General features: G+C 65.8%; 17 protein-coding genes and 1 pseudogene. 4 read left to right on the top strand and 14 right to left on the bottom strand.

The genetic code is table 11. The features are described 5' to 3' along the window. Positions 1 to 5: 5 nt before the first annotated feature. Genes QK290_RS02255 through QK290_RS02265 form a run of 3 tightly spaced genes read right to left on the bottom strand, consistent with a single transcriptional unit; the run spans position 6 to position 4,065 of the window. Positions 6 to 1,403 (bottom strand): pyridoxal-dependent decarboxylase, encoded by a 1,398-nt coding sequence (locus tag QK290_RS02255; protein ID WP_282329123.1) that lies wholly within the window; start codon positions 1,401 to 1,403, stop codon positions 6 to 8. Positions 1,404 to 1,452: 49 nt separating this feature from the next. Further along, positions 1,453 to 2,247, bottom strand: coding sequence for a TSUP family transporter (locus QK290_RS02260; RefSeq protein ID WP_282329124.1), 795 nt, complete (start codon positions 2,245 to 2,247; stop codon positions 1,453 to 1,455). A 9-nt stretch (positions 2,248 to 2,256) separates the two neighbouring features. Continuing rightward, entirely contained in the window at positions 2,257 to 4,065 is a 1,809-nt protein-coding gene (locus tag QK290_RS02265; RefSeq protein WP_282329125.1) for a proline--tRNA ligase, read from the bottom strand. A gap of 469 nt (positions 4,066 to 4,534) precedes the next feature. Between QK290_RS02265 and QK290_RS02270 the strand changes: the two genes are divergently transcribed. The 3 genes from QK290_RS02270 (at position 4,535) to QK290_RS02280 (ending at position 6,740) form a co-directional block, all read left to right on the top strand. Beyond that, complete coding sequence (locus QK290_RS02270) at positions 4,535 to 5,317, top strand: ABC transporter ATP-binding protein (protein WP_282329126.1); 783 nt, start codon at positions 4,535 to 4,537, stop codon at positions 5,315 to 5,317. An 8-nt stretch (positions 5,318 to 5,325) separates the two neighbouring features. Continuing rightward, positions 5,326 to 6,069 (top strand): ABC transporter permease, encoded by a 744-nt coding sequence (locus QK290_RS02275; RefSeq protein ID WP_282329346.1) that lies wholly within the window; start codon positions 5,326 to 5,328, stop codon positions 6,067 to 6,069. 119 nt (positions 6,070 to 6,188) lie between these two features. Continuing rightward, entirely contained in the window at positions 6,189 to 6,740 is a 552-nt protein-coding gene (locus tag QK290_RS02280; RefSeq protein ID WP_282329347.1) for a TetR family transcriptional regulator, read from the top strand. Between the two features lie 21 nt (positions 6,741 to 6,761). Here QK290_RS02280 and QK290_RS02285 read toward each other — a convergent pair whose 3' ends face one another. The 8 genes from QK290_RS02285 to QK290_RS02320 all read right to left on the bottom strand — a co-directional run bounded on the left by QK290_RS02285 (position 6,762) and on the right by QK290_RS02320 (position 13,875). Beyond that, positions 6,762 to 7,652, bottom strand: coding sequence for a GNAT family N-acetyltransferase (locus tag QK290_RS02285; protein WP_282329348.1), 891 nt, complete (start codon positions 7,650 to 7,652; stop codon positions 6,762 to 6,764). Continuing rightward, positions 7,615 to 8,781 (bottom strand): flavodoxin-dependent (E)-4-hydroxy-3-methylbut-2-enyl-diphosphate synthase, encoded by a 1,167-nt coding sequence (gene ispG / locus QK290_RS02290; RefSeq protein ID WP_104063099.1) that lies wholly within the window; start codon positions 8,779 to 8,781, stop codon positions 7,615 to 7,617. Before ispG ends, QK290_RS02285 begins: the two co-directional genes overlap by 38 nt. 46 nt (positions 8,782 to 8,827) lie before the next feature. Next, the gene (locus tag QK290_RS02295) at positions 8,828 to 9,121 is read right to left on the bottom strand and encodes a YciI family protein (RefSeq protein ID WP_282329127.1); all 294 of its coding nucleotides are present in this window, start codon (positions 9,119 to 9,121) and stop codon (positions 8,828 to 8,830) included. Positions 9,122 to 9,175: 54 nt separating this feature from the next. Then, positions 9,176 to 9,700, bottom strand: a complete 525-nt coding sequence (locus tag QK290_RS02300) for a hypothetical protein (RefSeq protein ID WP_282329128.1) — start codon at positions 9,698 to 9,700, stop codon at positions 9,176 to 9,178. Then, the gene (locus QK290_RS02305; protein WP_282329129.1) at positions 9,697 to 10,362 is read right to left on the bottom strand and encodes a MarR family transcriptional regulator; all 666 of its coding nucleotides are present in this window, start codon (positions 10,360 to 10,362) and stop codon (positions 9,697 to 9,699) included. Before QK290_RS02305 ends, QK290_RS02300 begins: the two co-directional genes overlap by 4 nt. A gap of 197 nt (positions 10,363 to 10,559) precedes the next feature. Beyond that, complete coding sequence (locus QK290_RS02310; protein WP_282329130.1) at positions 10,560 to 11,891, bottom strand: site-2 protease family protein; 1,332 nt, start codon at positions 11,889 to 11,891, stop codon at positions 10,560 to 10,562. An 18-nt stretch (positions 11,892 to 11,909) separates the two neighbouring features. Further along, positions 11,910 to 13,094 carry a 1-deoxy-D-xylulose-5-phosphate reductoisomerase gene (gene dxr, locus QK290_RS02315; RefSeq protein ID WP_282329131.1) on the bottom strand — a complete coding sequence of 395 codons (1,185 nt, stop codon included), beginning with the start codon at positions 13,092 to 13,094 and terminating at the stop codon, positions 11,910 to 11,912. 34 nt (positions 13,095 to 13,128) lie between these two features. Beyond that, complete coding sequence (locus QK290_RS02320; protein WP_282329132.1) at positions 13,129 to 13,875, bottom strand: sulfite exporter TauE/SafE family protein; 747 nt, start codon at positions 13,873 to 13,875, stop codon at positions 13,129 to 13,131. 49 nt (positions 13,876 to 13,924) lie between these two features. Here QK290_RS02320 and QK290_RS02325 point away from each other — a divergent pair. Further along, positions 13,925 to 14,806 (top strand): annotated as a pseudogene (locus QK290_RS02325) (lipase maturation factor family protein); the annotation flags it as partial. 16 nt (positions 14,807 to 14,822) lie between these two features. Here QK290_RS02325 and QK290_RS02330 read toward each other — a convergent pair. The 3 genes from QK290_RS02330 to QK290_RS02340 form a co-directional block, all read right to left on the bottom strand. Next, positions 14,823 to 15,662: a CoA ester lyase gene (locus QK290_RS02330; RefSeq protein ID WP_282329133.1), complete on the bottom strand. Its 840-nt coding sequence runs from the start codon at positions 15,660 to 15,662 to the stop codon at positions 14,823 to 14,825. Between the two features lie 65 nt (positions 15,663 to 15,727). Continuing rightward, positions 15,728 to 16,264, bottom strand: coding sequence for a MaoC family dehydratase (locus tag QK290_RS02335; RefSeq protein ID WP_282329134.1), 537 nt, complete (start codon positions 16,262 to 16,264; stop codon positions 15,728 to 15,730). After that, positions 16,261 to 17,028 (bottom strand): CoA transferase subunit B, encoded by a 768-nt coding sequence (locus QK290_RS02340; protein WP_282329135.1) that lies wholly within the window; start codon positions 17,026 to 17,028, stop codon positions 16,261 to 16,263. The genes QK290_RS02335 and QK290_RS02340 overlap by 4 nt, the downstream gene beginning before the upstream one ends. Positions 17,029 to 17,030 lie beyond the last annotated feature (2 nt).

Raw genomic sequence — 17,030 nt, forward strand, 5'->3', positions numbered from 1 at the left:
GTTGATCAGCCGGCGGCCCGCACAGCCGCCAAAGCGGAACTGACTGCCTCGACGGCAGTGCCGACGTCGTCCGCGTCAGTGCTCCAGTTGCTGACCGAGACGCGCAGGACATCTCTGCCCTGCCAGCGTGACCCGGACATCCAGACCTTGCCGTCCTCGATCACCTGGGCAGTCACGGCGCGCGTGGTGGCGTCGTCCCCGAAGGCGAGCGAAACCTGGGTGTAGTCCACCGTGTTGAGCACCTCGACACCGTCCACCTCGGCCAGGCGGCTGCCGATCGTCGAAGCGGCGTCGGCGAGCCCGCGGACCTGGGCTGCCACGCCGTCCCGGCCCAGGGAGCGGAGGGCGGCCCACACCGGCACGCCGCGGCCGCGGCGGGACAGCTCCGGCGCTTTTTCGAACGGGTCACCCGGGCCTTCTACGTCGTGGATCAGGTAGCTGGTGTGCTGCAGTCCCATGGCGCTGCGTAGCGCTGCTGAATCCCTGACGATGGCAATACCGCAGTCATACGGGACGTTGAGGGTCTTGTGGGCGTCGGTCCCCCACGAATCGGCCAGGGCCATGCCGCGGGTAAGGTCCGCGAACTCGGGCACTGCCGCGGCCCACAGCCCGAACGCGCCGTCCACGTGCACCCAGGCACCATGCCGCCGGGCAACCTCGATGGCGGCGTCGAAGGGGTCGAAGGCTCCGGAGTGGAGGTTGCCGGCCTGGAGGCAAACCAGCGCGGGCCCGGACCCTTCCGCCAGCAGCCGGTCCAGGTCTGCGGCGACCAGCCTGCCTTGGGCATCAGCGGGGACCGCGGTGGGCCGGCCGAGCCCAAGGTACCGCAGACCCAGGTCAATCGTCTCGTGGCGCTCCTGGCCCACAAAGCACCTGATCCGCGGGGCGCCAGCCAGGCCATCGACGTCCAGGTCCCAGTCGGCATCGGCCAGCAACCGCCACCGCGCAGCGGCCAGCCCGGTGAAGTTGGCCATGGTGGCACCCGTGGTGAAGCCGACATCCGATTCGGCCGGGAGGCCCAGGAGGTCCAGCAGCCAGTGGCCGGCCCCCTCTTCGATGGCGGCTATGGCAGGCGTGGCGTAGCGCAGGCCGGAGTTCTGGTCCCAGGCGCTGACCAGCCAGTCCGCGGCCAGCGCAGCAGGCAGCGTCCCGCCGATCACCCAGCCAAAAAAGCGCCCCGAGGGCATGGCCATCAGCCCCGGCTCGGCTTTGTCCGCCAGGTACTCAACCACAGCTGCGGCAGGCATGCCCTGCTCGGGAAGCGGGCCGCCGAAGTCGGCCGCGAGATCGTGGGCGCTCTGGGCAGGACCGACGTGCCTGTCCGGCAGGCTCGCCAGCCACTCGGCGGCGCGGCGTGCCGCAGCTGACAATGCTTCCGAATAGGATTCCCCGCCTGCGGACATACCTGCATGGTACGCCCGGCCGGCGACTGCGAGGGCTTTGGCAACCCTCTCAGACGAAGTTTTCCACCCAGACATCGATGCCGAGTTTGATGATCAGGGCGCCTACCACCAGCAGGAATACAACACGGATGAAGCGGCTGCCCTGCCTCACCGCGGTCCGTGCGCCCAGGTAGCCGCCGGCCATGTTGGCCAGGCCCAGCACCAGGCCAACACCCCACAGGACTGACCCGTGGGGCAGGAAGAAGAACAGGGCGCCTGCGTTGGTGGCCATGTTCACGATCTTGGCTTTGGCGCTGGCCTCCAGGAAGGCATAGCCCATCGCCGAAACGAGCGCGATGATGAGGAAGGAACCGGTGCCCGGACCGATCAGGCCGTCATAGAAGCCGATAACGGCCCCGATCAGGCAGGCCACCACGTAGTGCGCGCGGCCATCGTGCCTCAGCACAGTGATGTCGCCGACGTTGGGCTTCAGTGCCGTAAAAAGCGCGACGACGACCAGCGCCACCACGATGATCGGTTTGAAGACACTCGCAGGCAGGGTGGCGGCCAGAACTGCCCCCGCGAAGCTGCCGGCAAGGGCGATCAGCGCCATGGGCACGGCTGTCCGAAGGTCCGGTTTCACCCGCCTGTAGTACGTCACCGCGCTCGTGGTGGTGCCAAAAATAGACCCCATCTTGTTGGTGGCCAGGGCCTGGACCGGCGTGATTCCCGGCACCAGCAGCATGGCCGGCAGCTGCAGCAGGCCCCCGCCGCCCACCACCGCATCTACCCAGCCGGCCGCAAATCCAGCCACCACAATCAGGATGATCGTGGTGAGCTGGATCGACTCGAAACCGGAAATCACCGCCGCAGGTCAGCTGCGGACGGCGGTGACCACATAGTCAACAGCCTTGTCCACGGCTACGTTCTCGGCTTCGCCGCTGCGGCGGTCCTTGACTTCCACAACGCCGTCCACCAGGCCGCGGCCGACGGCCAGGATAGTGGGGACGCCGACGAGTTCCGCGTCGCCGAACTTTACGCCCGGGGAGACCTTGGGCCGGTCGTCATAGATGACGTCCAGGCCGGCGGCCTCGAGTTCCAGGGCCAACTTCTCGGCGGCGGCAAAGATCTCCTCGCCGCGGCCGACGGCCACCACGTGGACATCTGCAGGGGCGACGGCGCGGGGCCAGATCAGGCCCTTCTCATCGTGGTTGGACTCGGCGAGGGCGGCGACGGCGCGGGTGACACCGACGCCGTAGGAACCCATGGTCACCACGACCTGCTTGCCGTTCTGGTCCAGGACCTTCAGGTCCAGGGCCGCGGCGTACTTGCGGCCAAGCTGGAATATGTGGCCCATTTCGATGCCGCGGGCGGTTTCGAGCGGACCGGAGCCGTCCGGAGCCTCGTCACCGGCGCGCACGTCGGTGCACTCGATGACGCCGTCCCAGCCAAAGTCGCGTCCGGCGACGAGACCGAAGACGTGCTTGCCGGCATCGTTGGCGCCGGTGACCCAGGCGGAGCCGCTGACGACGCGGGGGTCCACGAGGTAGAGCAACTTTGCGGCGCCCTCGGTGCCCAGCAGCGGCGCGTCCAGGGACATGCCGGGGCCGAGATAGCCCTTCACGATCAGGGGCTGCTTCTTGAGGTCGTCGTCGTTGGCGGCTTCGAGCGTAATCTCGCCGGCAAGCGGCAAGAAGGACCCGATGTTCGCTTCGACGCGCTTGAGGTCAACGCCGCGGTCGCCGGGGAGGCCGATGACGACGAGCTGGCGCTCCCCGGTGGGCAGTGTGACGGCGAGGACGACGTTCTTGAGCGTGTCAGCGGCGGTCCAGGCGCCGCCGTCGGCCTCTGCCCGCGGAGCGAGGACGTTGGCGGCGTCCACGAGCGTGTCGATCGTGGGGGTGTCCGGGGTGTCCCGGACCTCGGCGACGGGGGCGCCTGTGAAGTCGATGTCCGCGGGAACCACAGTGGTGACAGCTTCAACGTTGGCCGCGTAACCTCCGGCGGAGCGCACAAAAGTGTCCTCACCGATCTCGGTGGGGTGCAGGAATTCCTCGCTCTTTGACCCGCCCATCGCACCGGCGGTGGCCGCAACGGGAACAACCTCCAGGCCCAGGCGCTCAAAAATCCTGAGGTAGGCGACGCGGTGTGCGGCGTAACTGGCGTCCAGGCCGGCGTCGTCCACGTCGAAGGAGTAGGAGTCCTTCATGATGAATTCGCGGCCGCGGATCAAGCCAGCCCGGGGGCGTGCTTCGTCGCGGTATTTGTTCTGGATCTGGTAAATGCTCAGCGGCAGGTCCTTGTAGGACGAGTACAGGTCCTTGACCAGCAGGGCGAACATTTCCTCATGCGTGGGTGCCAGCAGGTAGTCGTTGCCCTTACGGTCCTTGAGCCTGAAGATGCCTTCGCCGTATTCCGTCCAGCGGTTGGTGGCCTCGTAGGGTTCCTTGGGCAGCAGTGCCGGGAAGTGGACTTCCTGAGCGCCGATAGCTGACATTTCCTCGCGGATGACCTGCTCCACTTTGCGCAGCACGCTGAGCCCCAGTGGCAGCCAGGTGTAGATACCCGGCGCGGCCCGGCGGATATAGCCTGCCCGGATCAGGAGCCGGTGGCTGGCCACCTCGGCATCGGCGGGATCTTCACGCAAGGTGCGCAGGAAAAGCTGGGACATTCTTGTGACCAAGGGTGGGTATCCGTTTCTGGGAATAGCTGCTGGAAAAGCAGGACGGGACAATTCTTCTGGGTACTAATCTACCGGCAATCCAAGCCCCTTCTGGCGGCGGAACCTGAGCCGGGCCAGAGCCAGGCGCGGAGTCGGATGGGGGGCTGTGCCGAGGGCCGGGCGGGGGGCTGTGCTGAGGGCCGGGCGGGCGGAACGCACTAGAGCCACGCCCGGCGTGCAAAGCCCCTGGCCGTAAACGGCTGGTCATTACATGCGGACGTGGCTCCATGGCCGTTGACGCCTGGGTACTGGTGAGGACTGGTGAGACCGCCCACCCACTCCAGCGCAGCTAATCCGAACATATGTGATAGCCGACACATGCACAAGGGTTTTTCCATTTGAAGTTGTTGACGGCGACCTTCGCCAGGTCTAGGTTTAATTCACCATCTGGTGAATTAAGCGAGGACTCCCAGCATTTCGGAGGGCACACATGTCCCATACAGCAGCAACTGCCCCGGCCGGCCCTGAACCTGAGGTGGCCGTCGCCGCCAGCTCCCTGCACGTCACCAGGGGAAATGTTTCCGTCCTGCGCGGCCTGGACTTTTCCATCCACACGGGCCAGATAACCGGGCTGTTGGGCCCGTCCGGCAGCGGCAAGACCACCCTCATGCGGGCCGTCATGGGAGTCCAACTACTCACCTCCGGCTCAGTAAAAGTACTGGGGCTGCCCGCCGGGCACCCTGACCTGCGGCACCGGGTGGGCTACGTGACCCAGTCCCCCAGCGTGTATCCGGACCTCACCGTCGAAGCCAACGTCCGATACTTCGGCGCCATGCACCGCAAGGGCCGCGCCGAAGCCGCGGAAGCGATCGCCGCCGTCGGGCTTGACCCGCAGGCCAGGCAGAAAACCGGGGACCTCTCCGGCGGTCAGCTGAGCCGGGTGTCACTGGCCTGCGCCCTGGTGGCTCGTCCCAGCCTGCTCGTGCTGGATGAACCCACCGTCGGCCTTGACCCGGTGCTCCGTGCGGACCTGTGGGACCGGTTCCGGACCATGGCCGAGTCCGGGACCACGCTCCTGGTTTCCAGCCATGTGATGGAGGAAGCCAGCCATTGCGGATCGCTGCTCCTGCTCCGGGAAGGGAAGCTCCTGGCGCAGCTGACGCCAGCGGAATTGAGTCAACGCGGGCACAGCGCCGATCTGGAGAAGGCCTTTCTGCACATCATCCAGGACACCGCCGAGGGCCGGTCCACCGAAGGGACGGTACGGTCATGAACGTGTTGATGCTGTTGGCCACCACCCGGCGTGTCCTGGACCAACTCCGGCACGACCACCGAAGCATCGCGCTGATCCTGGTGGTTCCTGCGCTGCTGCTCACCGCCGTGTACTTTCTCTACGAAAATGAAACACTGGCGACTGGCGCGCCCAGGACTTTTGACCGCGTAGGCCTGATGATGCTGGCGATCTTCCCGTTTGTGGTGATGTTCCTGGTTACGTCCATCACGATGCTGCGCGAACGCACCTCCGGGACCCTGGAACGGCTGCTGACCACTCCCATCCACAAGGCGGACCTGCTGTTCGGCTACGGGCTCGCATTTTCCATCATGGCCGCGCTGCAGTCGCTGGTGGCTACCGCCGTGGCCTACTGGATTTTCGGGCTCGACATCCAAGGCAGCCCGGGTCTGGTGGTCATGATTGCCGTGATCAATGCGGTTCTTGGCGTCGCTCTGGGGCTGCTCTGTTCGGCCTTCGCCCGCACGGAATTCCAGGCCGTGCAGTTTATGCCGGTGGTGGTGGTCCCGCAGATTCTGCTCTGTGGTCTCTTTGTGGCCCGCGAGAGGATGAATGAGGCCCTGGAGGCTGTGTCGAACGTCCTGCCCCTGACCTTTTCGGTGGATGCGCTCCAGGAGATTGCCACCAACACCGAGGCCACAGACCAGCTGTGGATGGACGCGGGCATCATGGTGGCCATTGTCCTGGCGGTTCTGGTCCTCGCGTCGTTGACCCTGCGGCGGCGGACTGCGTGAATGGACAGCAGTATCCGGCGGGCGGCTTAGATCCTGCGGGCGCCGCGGAGCCCGCAGGAAGCGCGGCTGGTCCGGTCCGGCGGGGCAGACGCGGCGGGGCAAGCGAGTCGAGGGACCAGATCCTGGACACCGCCCGGAGACTGTTCGCCGAACACGGTTTCGAGGGGACCAGCCTGCGCCAGATCGCCCGGGAATCCGGAGTGGACCCCGCCATGGTGCACCACTTCTTCAAAGGCAAGGACCAGCTTTTTGCGCTGAGCGTGGCACTGCCGGCCGACCCGGAGAAGGTCCTGGCAGGCGTCAACGGCTACTCGCCGGAGGACCGGGCCGAGGCGATTGTGCGTGCGGTGCTGCGCTTGTGGGAGAGCCCGGCCCAGCACAGCCTGGTGGCCTTCCTCCGGGGAACCATCGGTTCGAAGGCGAAGACCCTGCTGCTGCGGGAACTGGTACAGCGCACCATCCTCAGCCGGATCATGGCGGGAGTCCCCGGACCGCCCGCAGAAGTGGCCATGCGCGGAAGTCTCGTGGCCACGCAGATGGTGGGCGTGATGCTGGTCCGGTATGTCATTCGGCTGGAACCGCTCGCGTCCGCTTCCCCCGAGGACGTTGTCCGGCTCGTGGCGCCTAACGTCCAGCACTACCTGACGGGTGACCTGAAAGCTGAGGGGTGACCTAATGCGGCATCCTGGAGGCTAGAACAGCACCGTGGCGAAGGTGCCAACCTGGCGGAAGCCCACCCGCTCGTACGTGGACCGTGCACGCAGGTTGAAGCCGTTGACGTAAAGGCTGGTGACGGGGGCAAGCGTTCGCGCCTTCTCCACTACGGCAGCCATGTAGCCTGCGCTCAGACCCTGTCCGCGGTAGCCCGGGTTCATCCATACACCCTGGATCTGCGTGACGTCAGCTGTCACAGCTCCCAGTTCGGCCTTGAACACAACATCGCCGGATTCGTTGACGTGCGCCAATGAGTGGCCTTGCCGGATGAGGCCTTCCACCCGACGGCTATAGAACTCCTTGCCCCCGAGGAACGGCGAATAGCCCACTTCCTCTTCGAACATGGCGGCGCAGGCAGGAAGGATCCGGTCAAAATCGGCCAGCCGGCCAAGGTCCAGGTCCTCGTTCGGCTCCACTGCCGGCGGCCCGCACAGCGTCATCAGCGGTTGTTCATCCCGCACCTCGTGGGCCGCATGCCCCAGTTCTGCAAGCTCAGCATGAAGTGCAAGGACGGCATCTGCGGGGCCAAAGGCGGAGGCGAAGCGGCGGCCGGATGTGCTTGCTGCCGCAGCGACAAGCCTGGTGAATTCCGGGTCAAGCTGGACCGGGACCAGGTTGGCGCCTGCCCAGCACGCGCCCGCCAGGATGCCGTCGTCGAAAACTCCCAAGATGGCCGCACCACCAGTGGTGGGCGCAGCCGAACCAGCCGCCCGAAGGTGCGCCAGGATAAATACATTGGCCACCGGGTCCTGCGACGCGAGGCGCCGCAGGGCAGGGGTGTCCGCACCGGCGAGGGTCCTGACGGATATCCCCGCCGGCACGGCGTCCTCTTTATGAGACGCTAACCACGGGGCTACCCTTGACAGCATCTTCGCCATCGGCCTCCCCCATCTCTTCAGCTATGCGCATGGCCTCTTCGATCAGTGTCTCAACAATCTCGCTCTCAGGCACAGTCTTGATGACTTGGCCCTTCACAAAGATTTGGCCCTTGCCATTGCCCGACGCCACACCCAGATCGGCTTCGCGGGCTTCGCCCGGCCCGTTCACAACACAGCCCATCACTGCCACACGGAGCGGAATTTCCATGCCTTCCAGCCCTGCAGTGACCTGCTCGGCCAGGGTGTAGACGTCCACCTGGGCGCGGCCGCATGACGGGCAGGAGACGATTTCCAGTTTGCGCGGGCGCAGGTTCAGTGACTGGAGGATCTGGTTGCCCACCTTGATTTCCTCAACGGGCGGCGCCGAGAGGGAAACCCGGATGGTGTCGCCGATGCCCTTGGCCAGGAGCGCCCCGAAGGCCGTAGCGGACTTGATGGTTCCCTGGAAGGCTGGCCCGGCTTCGGTCACGCCCAGGTGCAGGGGCCAGTCGCCCTGCTCGGCCAGCATCTCGTAGGCAGCAACCATGATGACGGGGTCGTTGTGCTTGACCGAGATCTTGAAGTCGTTGAAACCGTGCTCTTCGAACAGCGAGGCTTCCCAGACGGCCGATTCCACGAGGGCCTCGGGCGTGGCTTTGCCATATTTCTTCAGGATTCCAGGCTCGAGGGATCCGGCGTTGATGCCGATCCGGATGGAGGTCCCGTGGTCCTTCGCGGCGCGGGCGATTTCCTTAACCTGGTCATCGAACTTGCGGATATTGCCCGGGTTCACGCGCACTGCCGCGCAGCCGGCCTCAATTGCAGCGAACACGTATTTGGGCTGGAAGTGGATGTCCGCAATGACGGGGATCTGGGACTTGCGCGCGATGATGGGCAGTGCCTCCGCATCATCGGCAGACGGGCAGGCGACGCGTACGATGTCGCAGCCGGAAGCGGTGAGTTCCGCGATCTGCTGCAGGGTGGCGTTGATGTCCGTAGTGGGCGTGGTGGTCATGGACTGCACGCTGATGGGCGAGTCCGAACCGACCCCGACGGAACCCACTTTGATCTGCCGCGTCTTGCGGCGGGGTGCGAGGACGGGCGGCGGTGCTGACGGCATTCCCAGGCTGACCGAGGTCACGTGGACTCCTTGAATAGGTGTTTCAGTAGTGAAATAGGTCCGGGAATCAGGATGCGTGTGCGGCCAGGAGGCCGATCACGGGAGTCCACTCGGTGGTCCGGATCCCGGCAATGGTGCCGGCGACGGCGAACGGGTCCTGCTTGAGGAGTTCGTTCAACTCGGTTTCGTCCTGGACCTTGAAGATCAGCAGGGCGCCTGCCCCGTCACCGTAGGGTCCGCTGGTCAGCAGTTGGCCCCCATCCGCCAAACCCGCCAGCCAGGCGCGGTGTGCAGGGCGGTGGTCATCACGGACGGCGGAGGAATCGGCGGCGTACACATACTCAACGGCAAAAACAGTCATAAGGACACCCTATCCCCAGGGGTGGGCTGCCGCCGATCCGGGCACCGGGAAGACTCACTGCAGGAACACCACCTTGATCACCGCCGCCGTTCCCGCGGCCCACAGCATGGATGTGAGCGTTCCGATGATGAACCGTTCCGCAGCCACGGGCGTCTCCTTCAATTCGGCGAACCTGCCCAGGCCCTTGATGGCCACAATGTAGGCGATGGCCACCGGCTGTCCGGTCAGGATGGCCACGCAGACGCCCAGGCGTTCCAGGACTCCGATGATTGCCCCGCCGCGCAGGATCCGCTGGGCCGGCAGCGTGGACGCCGGCTGGGGAAGGTCCGACGGCGGCTGGCCGCCTCCTGCCGTCAGCTCGCCGTCGACGGTTTGCCCGGTACCGGTCCGCGGGGCTTCCGACACGGTGTCCACGGTGACATCGGCCGAAGGATCCTGGGCTGATGCGTCCGGGGCCGGCTTACTGGCCGCGTCCGCTTTGTCGTCAATGGTCCGGGCGAGCCGGAAGACCAATGCGGTCACCGGCCATCCTGCAAATCCGGCCACCAGCAGGGCAACTGCGATCCATAGTGCGTTCACCGGTCGCCTTCAATCTGGGAATGCGCGCACTCGAGGAGCATGGCTGCGGCGGGCCTGGCGGCCCATTCTTCCTGCCAGCCGGACCTGAGCACAGCACGGCTCACCGACTGCTCCGTGATTCCCAGTTCCTGGGCCACGTGTTTCTGGCTGCCGTGCTTCCCATCGCCGCCCTGGAGTGCGCGCAACCGGTCCACCACCCGCCACTGGGCTGGTGTGCGTTGCTGCACCAGCCGTCCGATCAGGCGAAGCACCGCCTGGGCATTTGCACTGCTCATTGCTCCTTCCTTGGCGCGGGGAGGCATCTCCCGGCCACGGCCGATACTGCCGGACACCACCGACAATGGCACCTGACCAGCCGCACCCTTGGCGAGTTCCACGGCCTTTCGTGCTGCCACAAAGCCGCTCCCGGAACCTTCCCGGGGGCTGCCACCCGGGGTGAGCTGCACGGCACCGACGCCGATCCCGACGTACCAGTGCCCGCTCCGGAGTGCGTACATGGCGATCTCCACCACATCCTCGGCATGTTCCACCACGCCCTGGAGTTCATCACCCACTGAGCGCTCAAAGGGCGCCGACACAAGGCTGCGCAGCGCGGTGATCAGATCGGGAACGCGGTCGACGTCGGCGGTGCTGCCGCGCTGGTCGATGGTCAGTACGTACATGGCTTAACCGTACCCAGATGATCACGCATAATCAATCAAAAATAGCTGATTATTAATCATCAGCCAATAAAGGCTGATTGTTCAGAATCACCCGATGTGGTCGGGTACTGCTGCAACAGGCCGGGTATACGCTCCGGGACAACGCCCAGGTTCCTGGCAGATCCGGGGGTCTCCGGCGAGCCAGACGTCGGTGGGAGTCAGCCGAACAGGTTCACCGGCTTGACGATGTCGGCATAGATCAGGAGCGCACTCATGCCCATCAGCAACACAGCCACCACGTAGGTCACCGGGAGCAGCCTGGCAATGTCAAAGGCGCCCGGATCCGGTTTGCCGAACAGGTTGGCCACCCGCCGCCGTGCCCCTTCGTACAGCGCTCCGGCCACATGGCCCCCATCGAGCGGAAGCAGGGGGACCAGGTTGAAGACCGCGAGCGCAAAGTTCAGTCCGGCGAGCAGCCCTACCAGGGCGCCAATCCTGGACTGGAGCGGCACTTCTTCCATGGCGGCCACTTCACCGGCCACGCGCCCGACGCCCACCACGCTGATGGGGCCGTTGGGGTCCCGCTCTTCCTCACTGAAGGCCGCCTTGGCGACGCCCACCACCCTTGCAGGCAAGTTGAAGATGACGCCGGCCACTTGCTTGATGTTTTCGCCCGCCATGGGCAGGACGGACGACGCCGGCTGGGGAACCAGTTCGGTCTGCGAGCCGATGCCCAGGAATCCGACGTCCTGGTACAGGAGAGTGCCGGCGTCGTCTTTGGCCTGGCGTCCGTCCACACCCACGACAGGGCGGGCAGAGAGTACCGGAGTTACTGTGGTGGTGACAGGCGCACCGTCGCGCTCCACGGTAATGCTCACTTCCCTGCCGGCGGAGGCACGGATCCATTCGGTCATCTGGTCCCACCCAGTGACAGCCTTCCCGTCAAAGGAGGTGACCACGTCGTTGGGCCGGAGCCCGGCGGCGGCCGCGGGGGTCAGTTGGCAGTCCGGGGAATCGGGATCAACCGTTTGGCCGGCCGCCACCTGGCATTTGGAGACGTCGGCGATGGTGGTGGTGGCCGTGGCCATGCCGAAGCCCATCAGCAGCACGGCTGTCAGGACCACGCCGATCAGCAGGTTCATGGCAGGACCGCCCAGCATCACGATGATTTTCTTCCACACCGGCAGCCGGTAGAACACGCGGTTTGCGTCCTCCGGACCCACGTCCTCGTGTGCCATGGACCGGGCCTCCGTGGCCAGGGTCTGGAACATCCCGGTGCTGGAGGGGCGGACGGTTCCGTCTTCCTTGTTGGGTGGATACATGCCGATCATGGACACGTAGCCTCCCAGCGGGATCGCCTTCACGCCGTATTCAGTTTCGCCCTTCCGCTTGGACCACAGGGTGGGGCCGAAACCGATCATGTACTTGGTGACGCGCACCTTGAACAGCTTGGCGGGCACCAGGTGCCCTACTTCGTGCAGCGCGATGGACACGGCAATACCGATCGCCACAAAGACGACGCCGAGGATGAAAAGGAGGACGGGGCTCATGCGTTGATCTGCTGCTTCCTAGAGACTGCTGACTGCTAAACGTTCGTGGGCGCGCGTACGTGCCCAGTTTTCAGCATCCAGTACCGACTCCAGCGTCAGCCCGGAGGATCCTGAATGTTCGCTGAGGACAGCATCGATGGTGTCCACGATTTCGGTGAAGCGGATGCGCCCCGCGTGGAACGCCATGACCGCTTCCTCGTTTGCCGCATTGAAGACGGCAGGAAAGGTGCTCCCCTGCTTGGCGGCGTCCTTGGCCAGGTCCACCGCCGGGAAAGCTACGGTGTCCAGCGGTTCGAACGTCCAGCTGGTGGCCTTGGTCCAGTCGCACGGGGAGGCTGCCTTGGGGACCCTGTCCGGCCAGCCCATCCCCAGGGCAATGGGGAGGCGCATGTCCGGCGGGGAGGCCTGGGCGATGACGGACCCGTCGATGAACTGGACCATGGAATGGACCACCGATTGCGGGTGGACCACAACATCGATCCGGTCCAGCGGCACGTCGAAAAGCAGATGGGCTTCGATGAGCTCCAGGCCCTTGTTGACCAGCGTGGCTGAGTTGGTGGTGACCATCAGGCCCATGTCCCACGTGGGGTGCGCCAGGGCCTCTTTCGGCGTTACGTCGTGGAGCTGCTCCCGCGTCCGGTCCCGGAACGGCCCACCGGACGCCGTCAGGATAAGCTTTTCAAGTTCAGCCGCGGAGCCGGAGCGCAGACATTGGGCTATCGCTGAGTGTTCGGAGTCGACCGGAACGATCTGCCCCTCAGCTGCGGCGGCCTTCACGAGCGCTCCGCCCACGATCAGCGATTCCTTGTTGGCCAGCGCCAGTGTTGCACCGGACTTCAGTGCGGCAAGAGTCGGGGCGAGCCCGATGGACCCGGTAATGGCGTTGAGTACCACGTCCGCCGCCACTGCTGCGATGCGGGCGGAGGCGTCCGGGCCAGCGATGATTTCTGGGCGATAATCCTGCCGTCCGGCGAGGCGCGCGGCCTCGGAAATCAGGGCCCGAAGCTGCCGGGGATCCCCCGCAGCGATGCCTACAGCGCCGGCACCGGTGTGGACGGCCTGGCGGGCCAGGAGCTCCAGATTGCCGCCGCCGGCGCTGAGCGCCACCACCTCAAAAAGGTGGGGAGCGCCGTCGACGACGTCAATCGCCTGGGTGCCGATGGAACCGGTGGATCCGAGGAGGACGACTCTGCGAGGCTGCATGGGTTAAGTATCCCGCACCTGGCCCGCGGTCCGGTCAGGCTCCCGCCGCCAGCTCGATAAAACCCTTCGCCAGCGTGGACACGGCTCCGATGTAGGCGATGGCCACAACGATCCTGCGGACAGCGGCCGGTTTGACCTTGCCGGACAGCAGATCGCCTGCGATGATTCCCGCCATCATGGCGGCCAGGATGCTGAGCCACTGCCAAGCATCCAGGCCGGGAACATGTCCACCCGACAGTACGTACTTGATGGCCAGGGAAGACAGTCCGGTGGTCACGAAGTAGGGCTGGAGGGTGGCGCCGAAACTCTTCTGCTCCCACCGGGTGGCAATGGCGTACGCGGTGATGGCCGGTCCGCCGACGCCCGCTGCCGCGTTCATCAGTCCGCTGGTGAAGCCGAGAGAGACCATGGGAACAGGGTCGCTGGCACGCCAAGAGCTGCGCGTCAGCCGCTGCGAGGCCAGCAGGGCGATGATGAGGAGGACGCCGATGCAGATCTCCAGCGGCGCTTCGGCCACATTGCTGGCCAGCCAGGCACCCGGCAGTACCCCGGCGAGGGCGGCGAGCGCGAGTCCGAAGTAGCGCTTCCACTCCACATGCCGCCAGACCCTGGAGAGGATCAGCAGGGATGAGGCTGCGCCGCAGAGGTTAATGATCATGACGCCGTCGAAGGGACCGAGCAGCACCACCAGGACGGGAGAGACGAGGAGGCCGAATCCGAGGCCGGCCAACCGCTGGGCCAGAGCCCCCGCAACGACCGCAATGAGCACCAATTCAAACACCATCCGATCTTAGTGGGCGGACAGCGACGCCGGGCGTAACGTGGATTGCGTGGACTGGGTTTCCTGGTTCGGTGCGCCGGAGTACGGATTCGCCCGGCAGGTGCTGCAGCGAGGTGTGGCGGCACTGTTCTTTGTTGCGTTCCTGTCTTCCCTGAACCAGTTCCCAGCGCTGCTGGGCGAACGCGGTCTGTTGCCGGTACCGGACTATCTGGGAGGGTTCAGCGCGCGCCGGCGGCCCACGCTGTTCCGCTGATCGCGTTTCTGGCCCTGTGGCTGCTGTATATGTCGATCGTCAACGTGGGGCTGACCGAGCCGCCGCGCACCATCCTGATCCTGTTGGCCTGGCTCGTGTTCCGGCTGGAGTTCGGCGCCGGGATGATCAAGATCCGCGGCGGCCGGGAATGGCGTGACTTGACGGCCCTCTACTACCACCATGAAACGCAGCCGATGCCGGGGCCGCTGAGCTGTGGCTGGTGGCCAGCGGCAATTTTGCGTGGCTTAACTGGATGGCCCTTGTGCTGGCCTTCGCTGCGGTCAGCGACCGCGTGGCCCACGCCGCATTGCCGTTCCTGCCGCCGACTGGGGATCCCCGGGTAGACGTCCGCGGCAGTCCCCGTACTGGCTTGGCATCACTTTAGTGGCCACCTTCCTGCTGGTGGCGCTCAGCTACTGGCCGCTGCGCAACCTGCTCTCCAAGGGCAGCTGATGAATGCCAGCTTCAGCCGCTGGCAACTGGCCAACACGTACGGCGCGTTCGGCACGGTAACGAAGCACCGCGTCGAGATCGTGTTTGGAGGGCACCCTGGACAAGGAACCTGGGGACTCGGCGGACTTGCGCGAATATGCGTTCAGGGGCAAACCCTGTGACGTGCGCCGACTGCCCCGGCAGTGGGCGCCATACCACCTGCGGCTGGACTGGCTGATGTGGTTCGTTTCGCCCGGCGGCCCTACGAGCGGATGCCTGCCCGGCGGATGGTGGCTTCGGCGTGCTTGAGGATGGGGCCATCGATCATTTTGCCGCCGTGCTGGAACACGCCTGATCCAGCGGCAGCGGCGACCCGCAGCAGTTCTGTGGCCTCGGCGACGTCGGCCTCGGACGGGGCGTAGGCGCCCCGGACAACGGCCGCCTGCGTGGGATGGATGCAGGCTTTGGAACCGAATCCTGACGCAGCGGCATCGGCTGCCTCCAGCGCCAGCCCGTCAAGGTCCGGGATGTTGACGTACACGGCGTCCACGGCTTCTTTCCCGAAAGCCCGTGCGGCGAGCAGCACCGCGGACCGGGCATGCAGGGCCACGGCGCGGTAGCCGCCGTCGTCCGTTCTGCTGGACGTGCCGCTGAGGGAAGCCAGGAGGTCCTCGGCGCCCCACATCAGTGCCACCACGTTGGGGGCCGCCGCGATGGCGGGCGCGTTGAGGACCCCGACGGCTGTCTCACACAGGGCAATGACGTGGTAGTCCGCCAGGGCTTCGAGCTGGGCCGCGTTCTCGGCCTTGGCCAGCATCACCGTGCGGTACGGCGTGTGGGCCAGGCAATGCAGGTCCTTCTCGAACTCGTCGGTGCCGGCCGGGTTGATCCTGACGATGGTGCGGCTGGGATCGAGCTCCGGCCCCTCCCTGGAAGCGCCCAACTGGGCCAGGATGGCGCCGCGCGCCCGCTGCTTGTCCGCGGGAGCCACGGCGTCCTCGAGATCCACGATGACAGCGTCCGCTCGTTGGGCGGCCTTGGGGAAACGCTCGGGACGGTCGGCAGGGCAGAAGAGGAGGGCGGGACCCATCACAAATGTCATACGGACATTGTCCTCTTTTCGGGGCCCTGCACGCTCCCCTTTTCAGCACCTGCAGGCTGCACCTGTTAACCGGAGGACTGCGCCGTATGGGCGTCCCGGGTCCACATGAGGCAGCTCCGCGTGGCATGGGCCACCACGGTGCCGTCCTGGTTCCTGCCGGTGTGCTGCATGCTTACGATCCCCTGCCCGGGACGCGATCCCGAGAGGCGCTTCCCGGTGATCACCGTCTCGGTGTAGAGCGTGTCCCCGTGATAGAGCGGGTGCGGGAAGGAGACGTCCGTCAGGCCCAGCTGCGCGATGATGGTGCCCTGGGTGAGCTGCGAGACGGACTGTCCCACAAGGGTGGACAGCGTGAACATTGAGTTGACCAGCCGCTGGCCGTACGGCTGGCCGGCGCTCCACGCGGCGTCCAAGTGCAGGGCCTGGGTGTTCATGGTGAGCGTGGTGAACAGGACGTTGTCCGCCTCGGTCACTGTGCGGCCGGGCCGGTGCGCGTAGACAACGCCTTCTTCGAGCTCGTCAAAGTACAGGCCGCGTTGTTCGATGACCCGGGGGGCGTCGGTTGTCGGGCCCGGGGCATCGGGGCGCGGAACCCCGTTCATACGGTGAGCTCCTGGTCTTCTTCGAACAGTTCGGCGCCGGTTGCCGCCGCCACGTCCTCCACGGAGACGTTGGGGGCCAGTTCGCGGAGCACCAGCCGGGACCGCCCGCCCTCGGTGACCACGTCGATCACGGCGAGGTCGGTGATGATCCGGTCCACGCAGGCCTTGCCGGTCAGCGGCAGCGAGCAGTTCTCCACGATTTTGGGGTTGCCGTTCCGGTCCACGTGTTCCATCATCACGATCACCTTCTTGGCGCCGAAGACCAGGTCCATGGCCCCGCCCATGCCTTTGACCATCTTGCCCGGGATCATCCAGTTGGCCAGGTCGCCGTTCTGGGCCACTTCCATGGCACCGAGCACGGCAACGTCCACATGCCCGCCGCGGATCATGCCGAATGACGAGGCGGAATCGAAGAATGCGGCCCCCTTGTTGACCGTGACGGTTTCCTTGCCGGCGTTGATGAGGTCCGGATCTACCGCGTCCTCGGTGGGGTACGGTCCCACGCCCAGGATCCCGTTCTCGGAGTGGAGCACCACCTCGACGCCTGCCGGGATGTAGTTGGGAATGAGCGTGGGCATGCCGATGCCGAGGTTGACGTACTGCCCGTTGCTGAGCTCCTGGGCCACCCGGGCGGCCAGTTCGTTGCGTGTCCATCCTTTGGCTTCCGGATTGGTGCCTTCCGGATGGCCGACGGCGGCACGCCGGTATTCGGGCCGTACGGCTTCGGGGCGGGGAGGCGCTCCCTGCGTGCTGTTGGACTCCATGG

The organism is Pseudarthrobacter sp. AL07, from assembly GCF_029960665.1.
GTDB lineage: Bacteria > Actinomycetota > Actinomycetes > Actinomycetales > Micrococcaceae > Arthrobacter.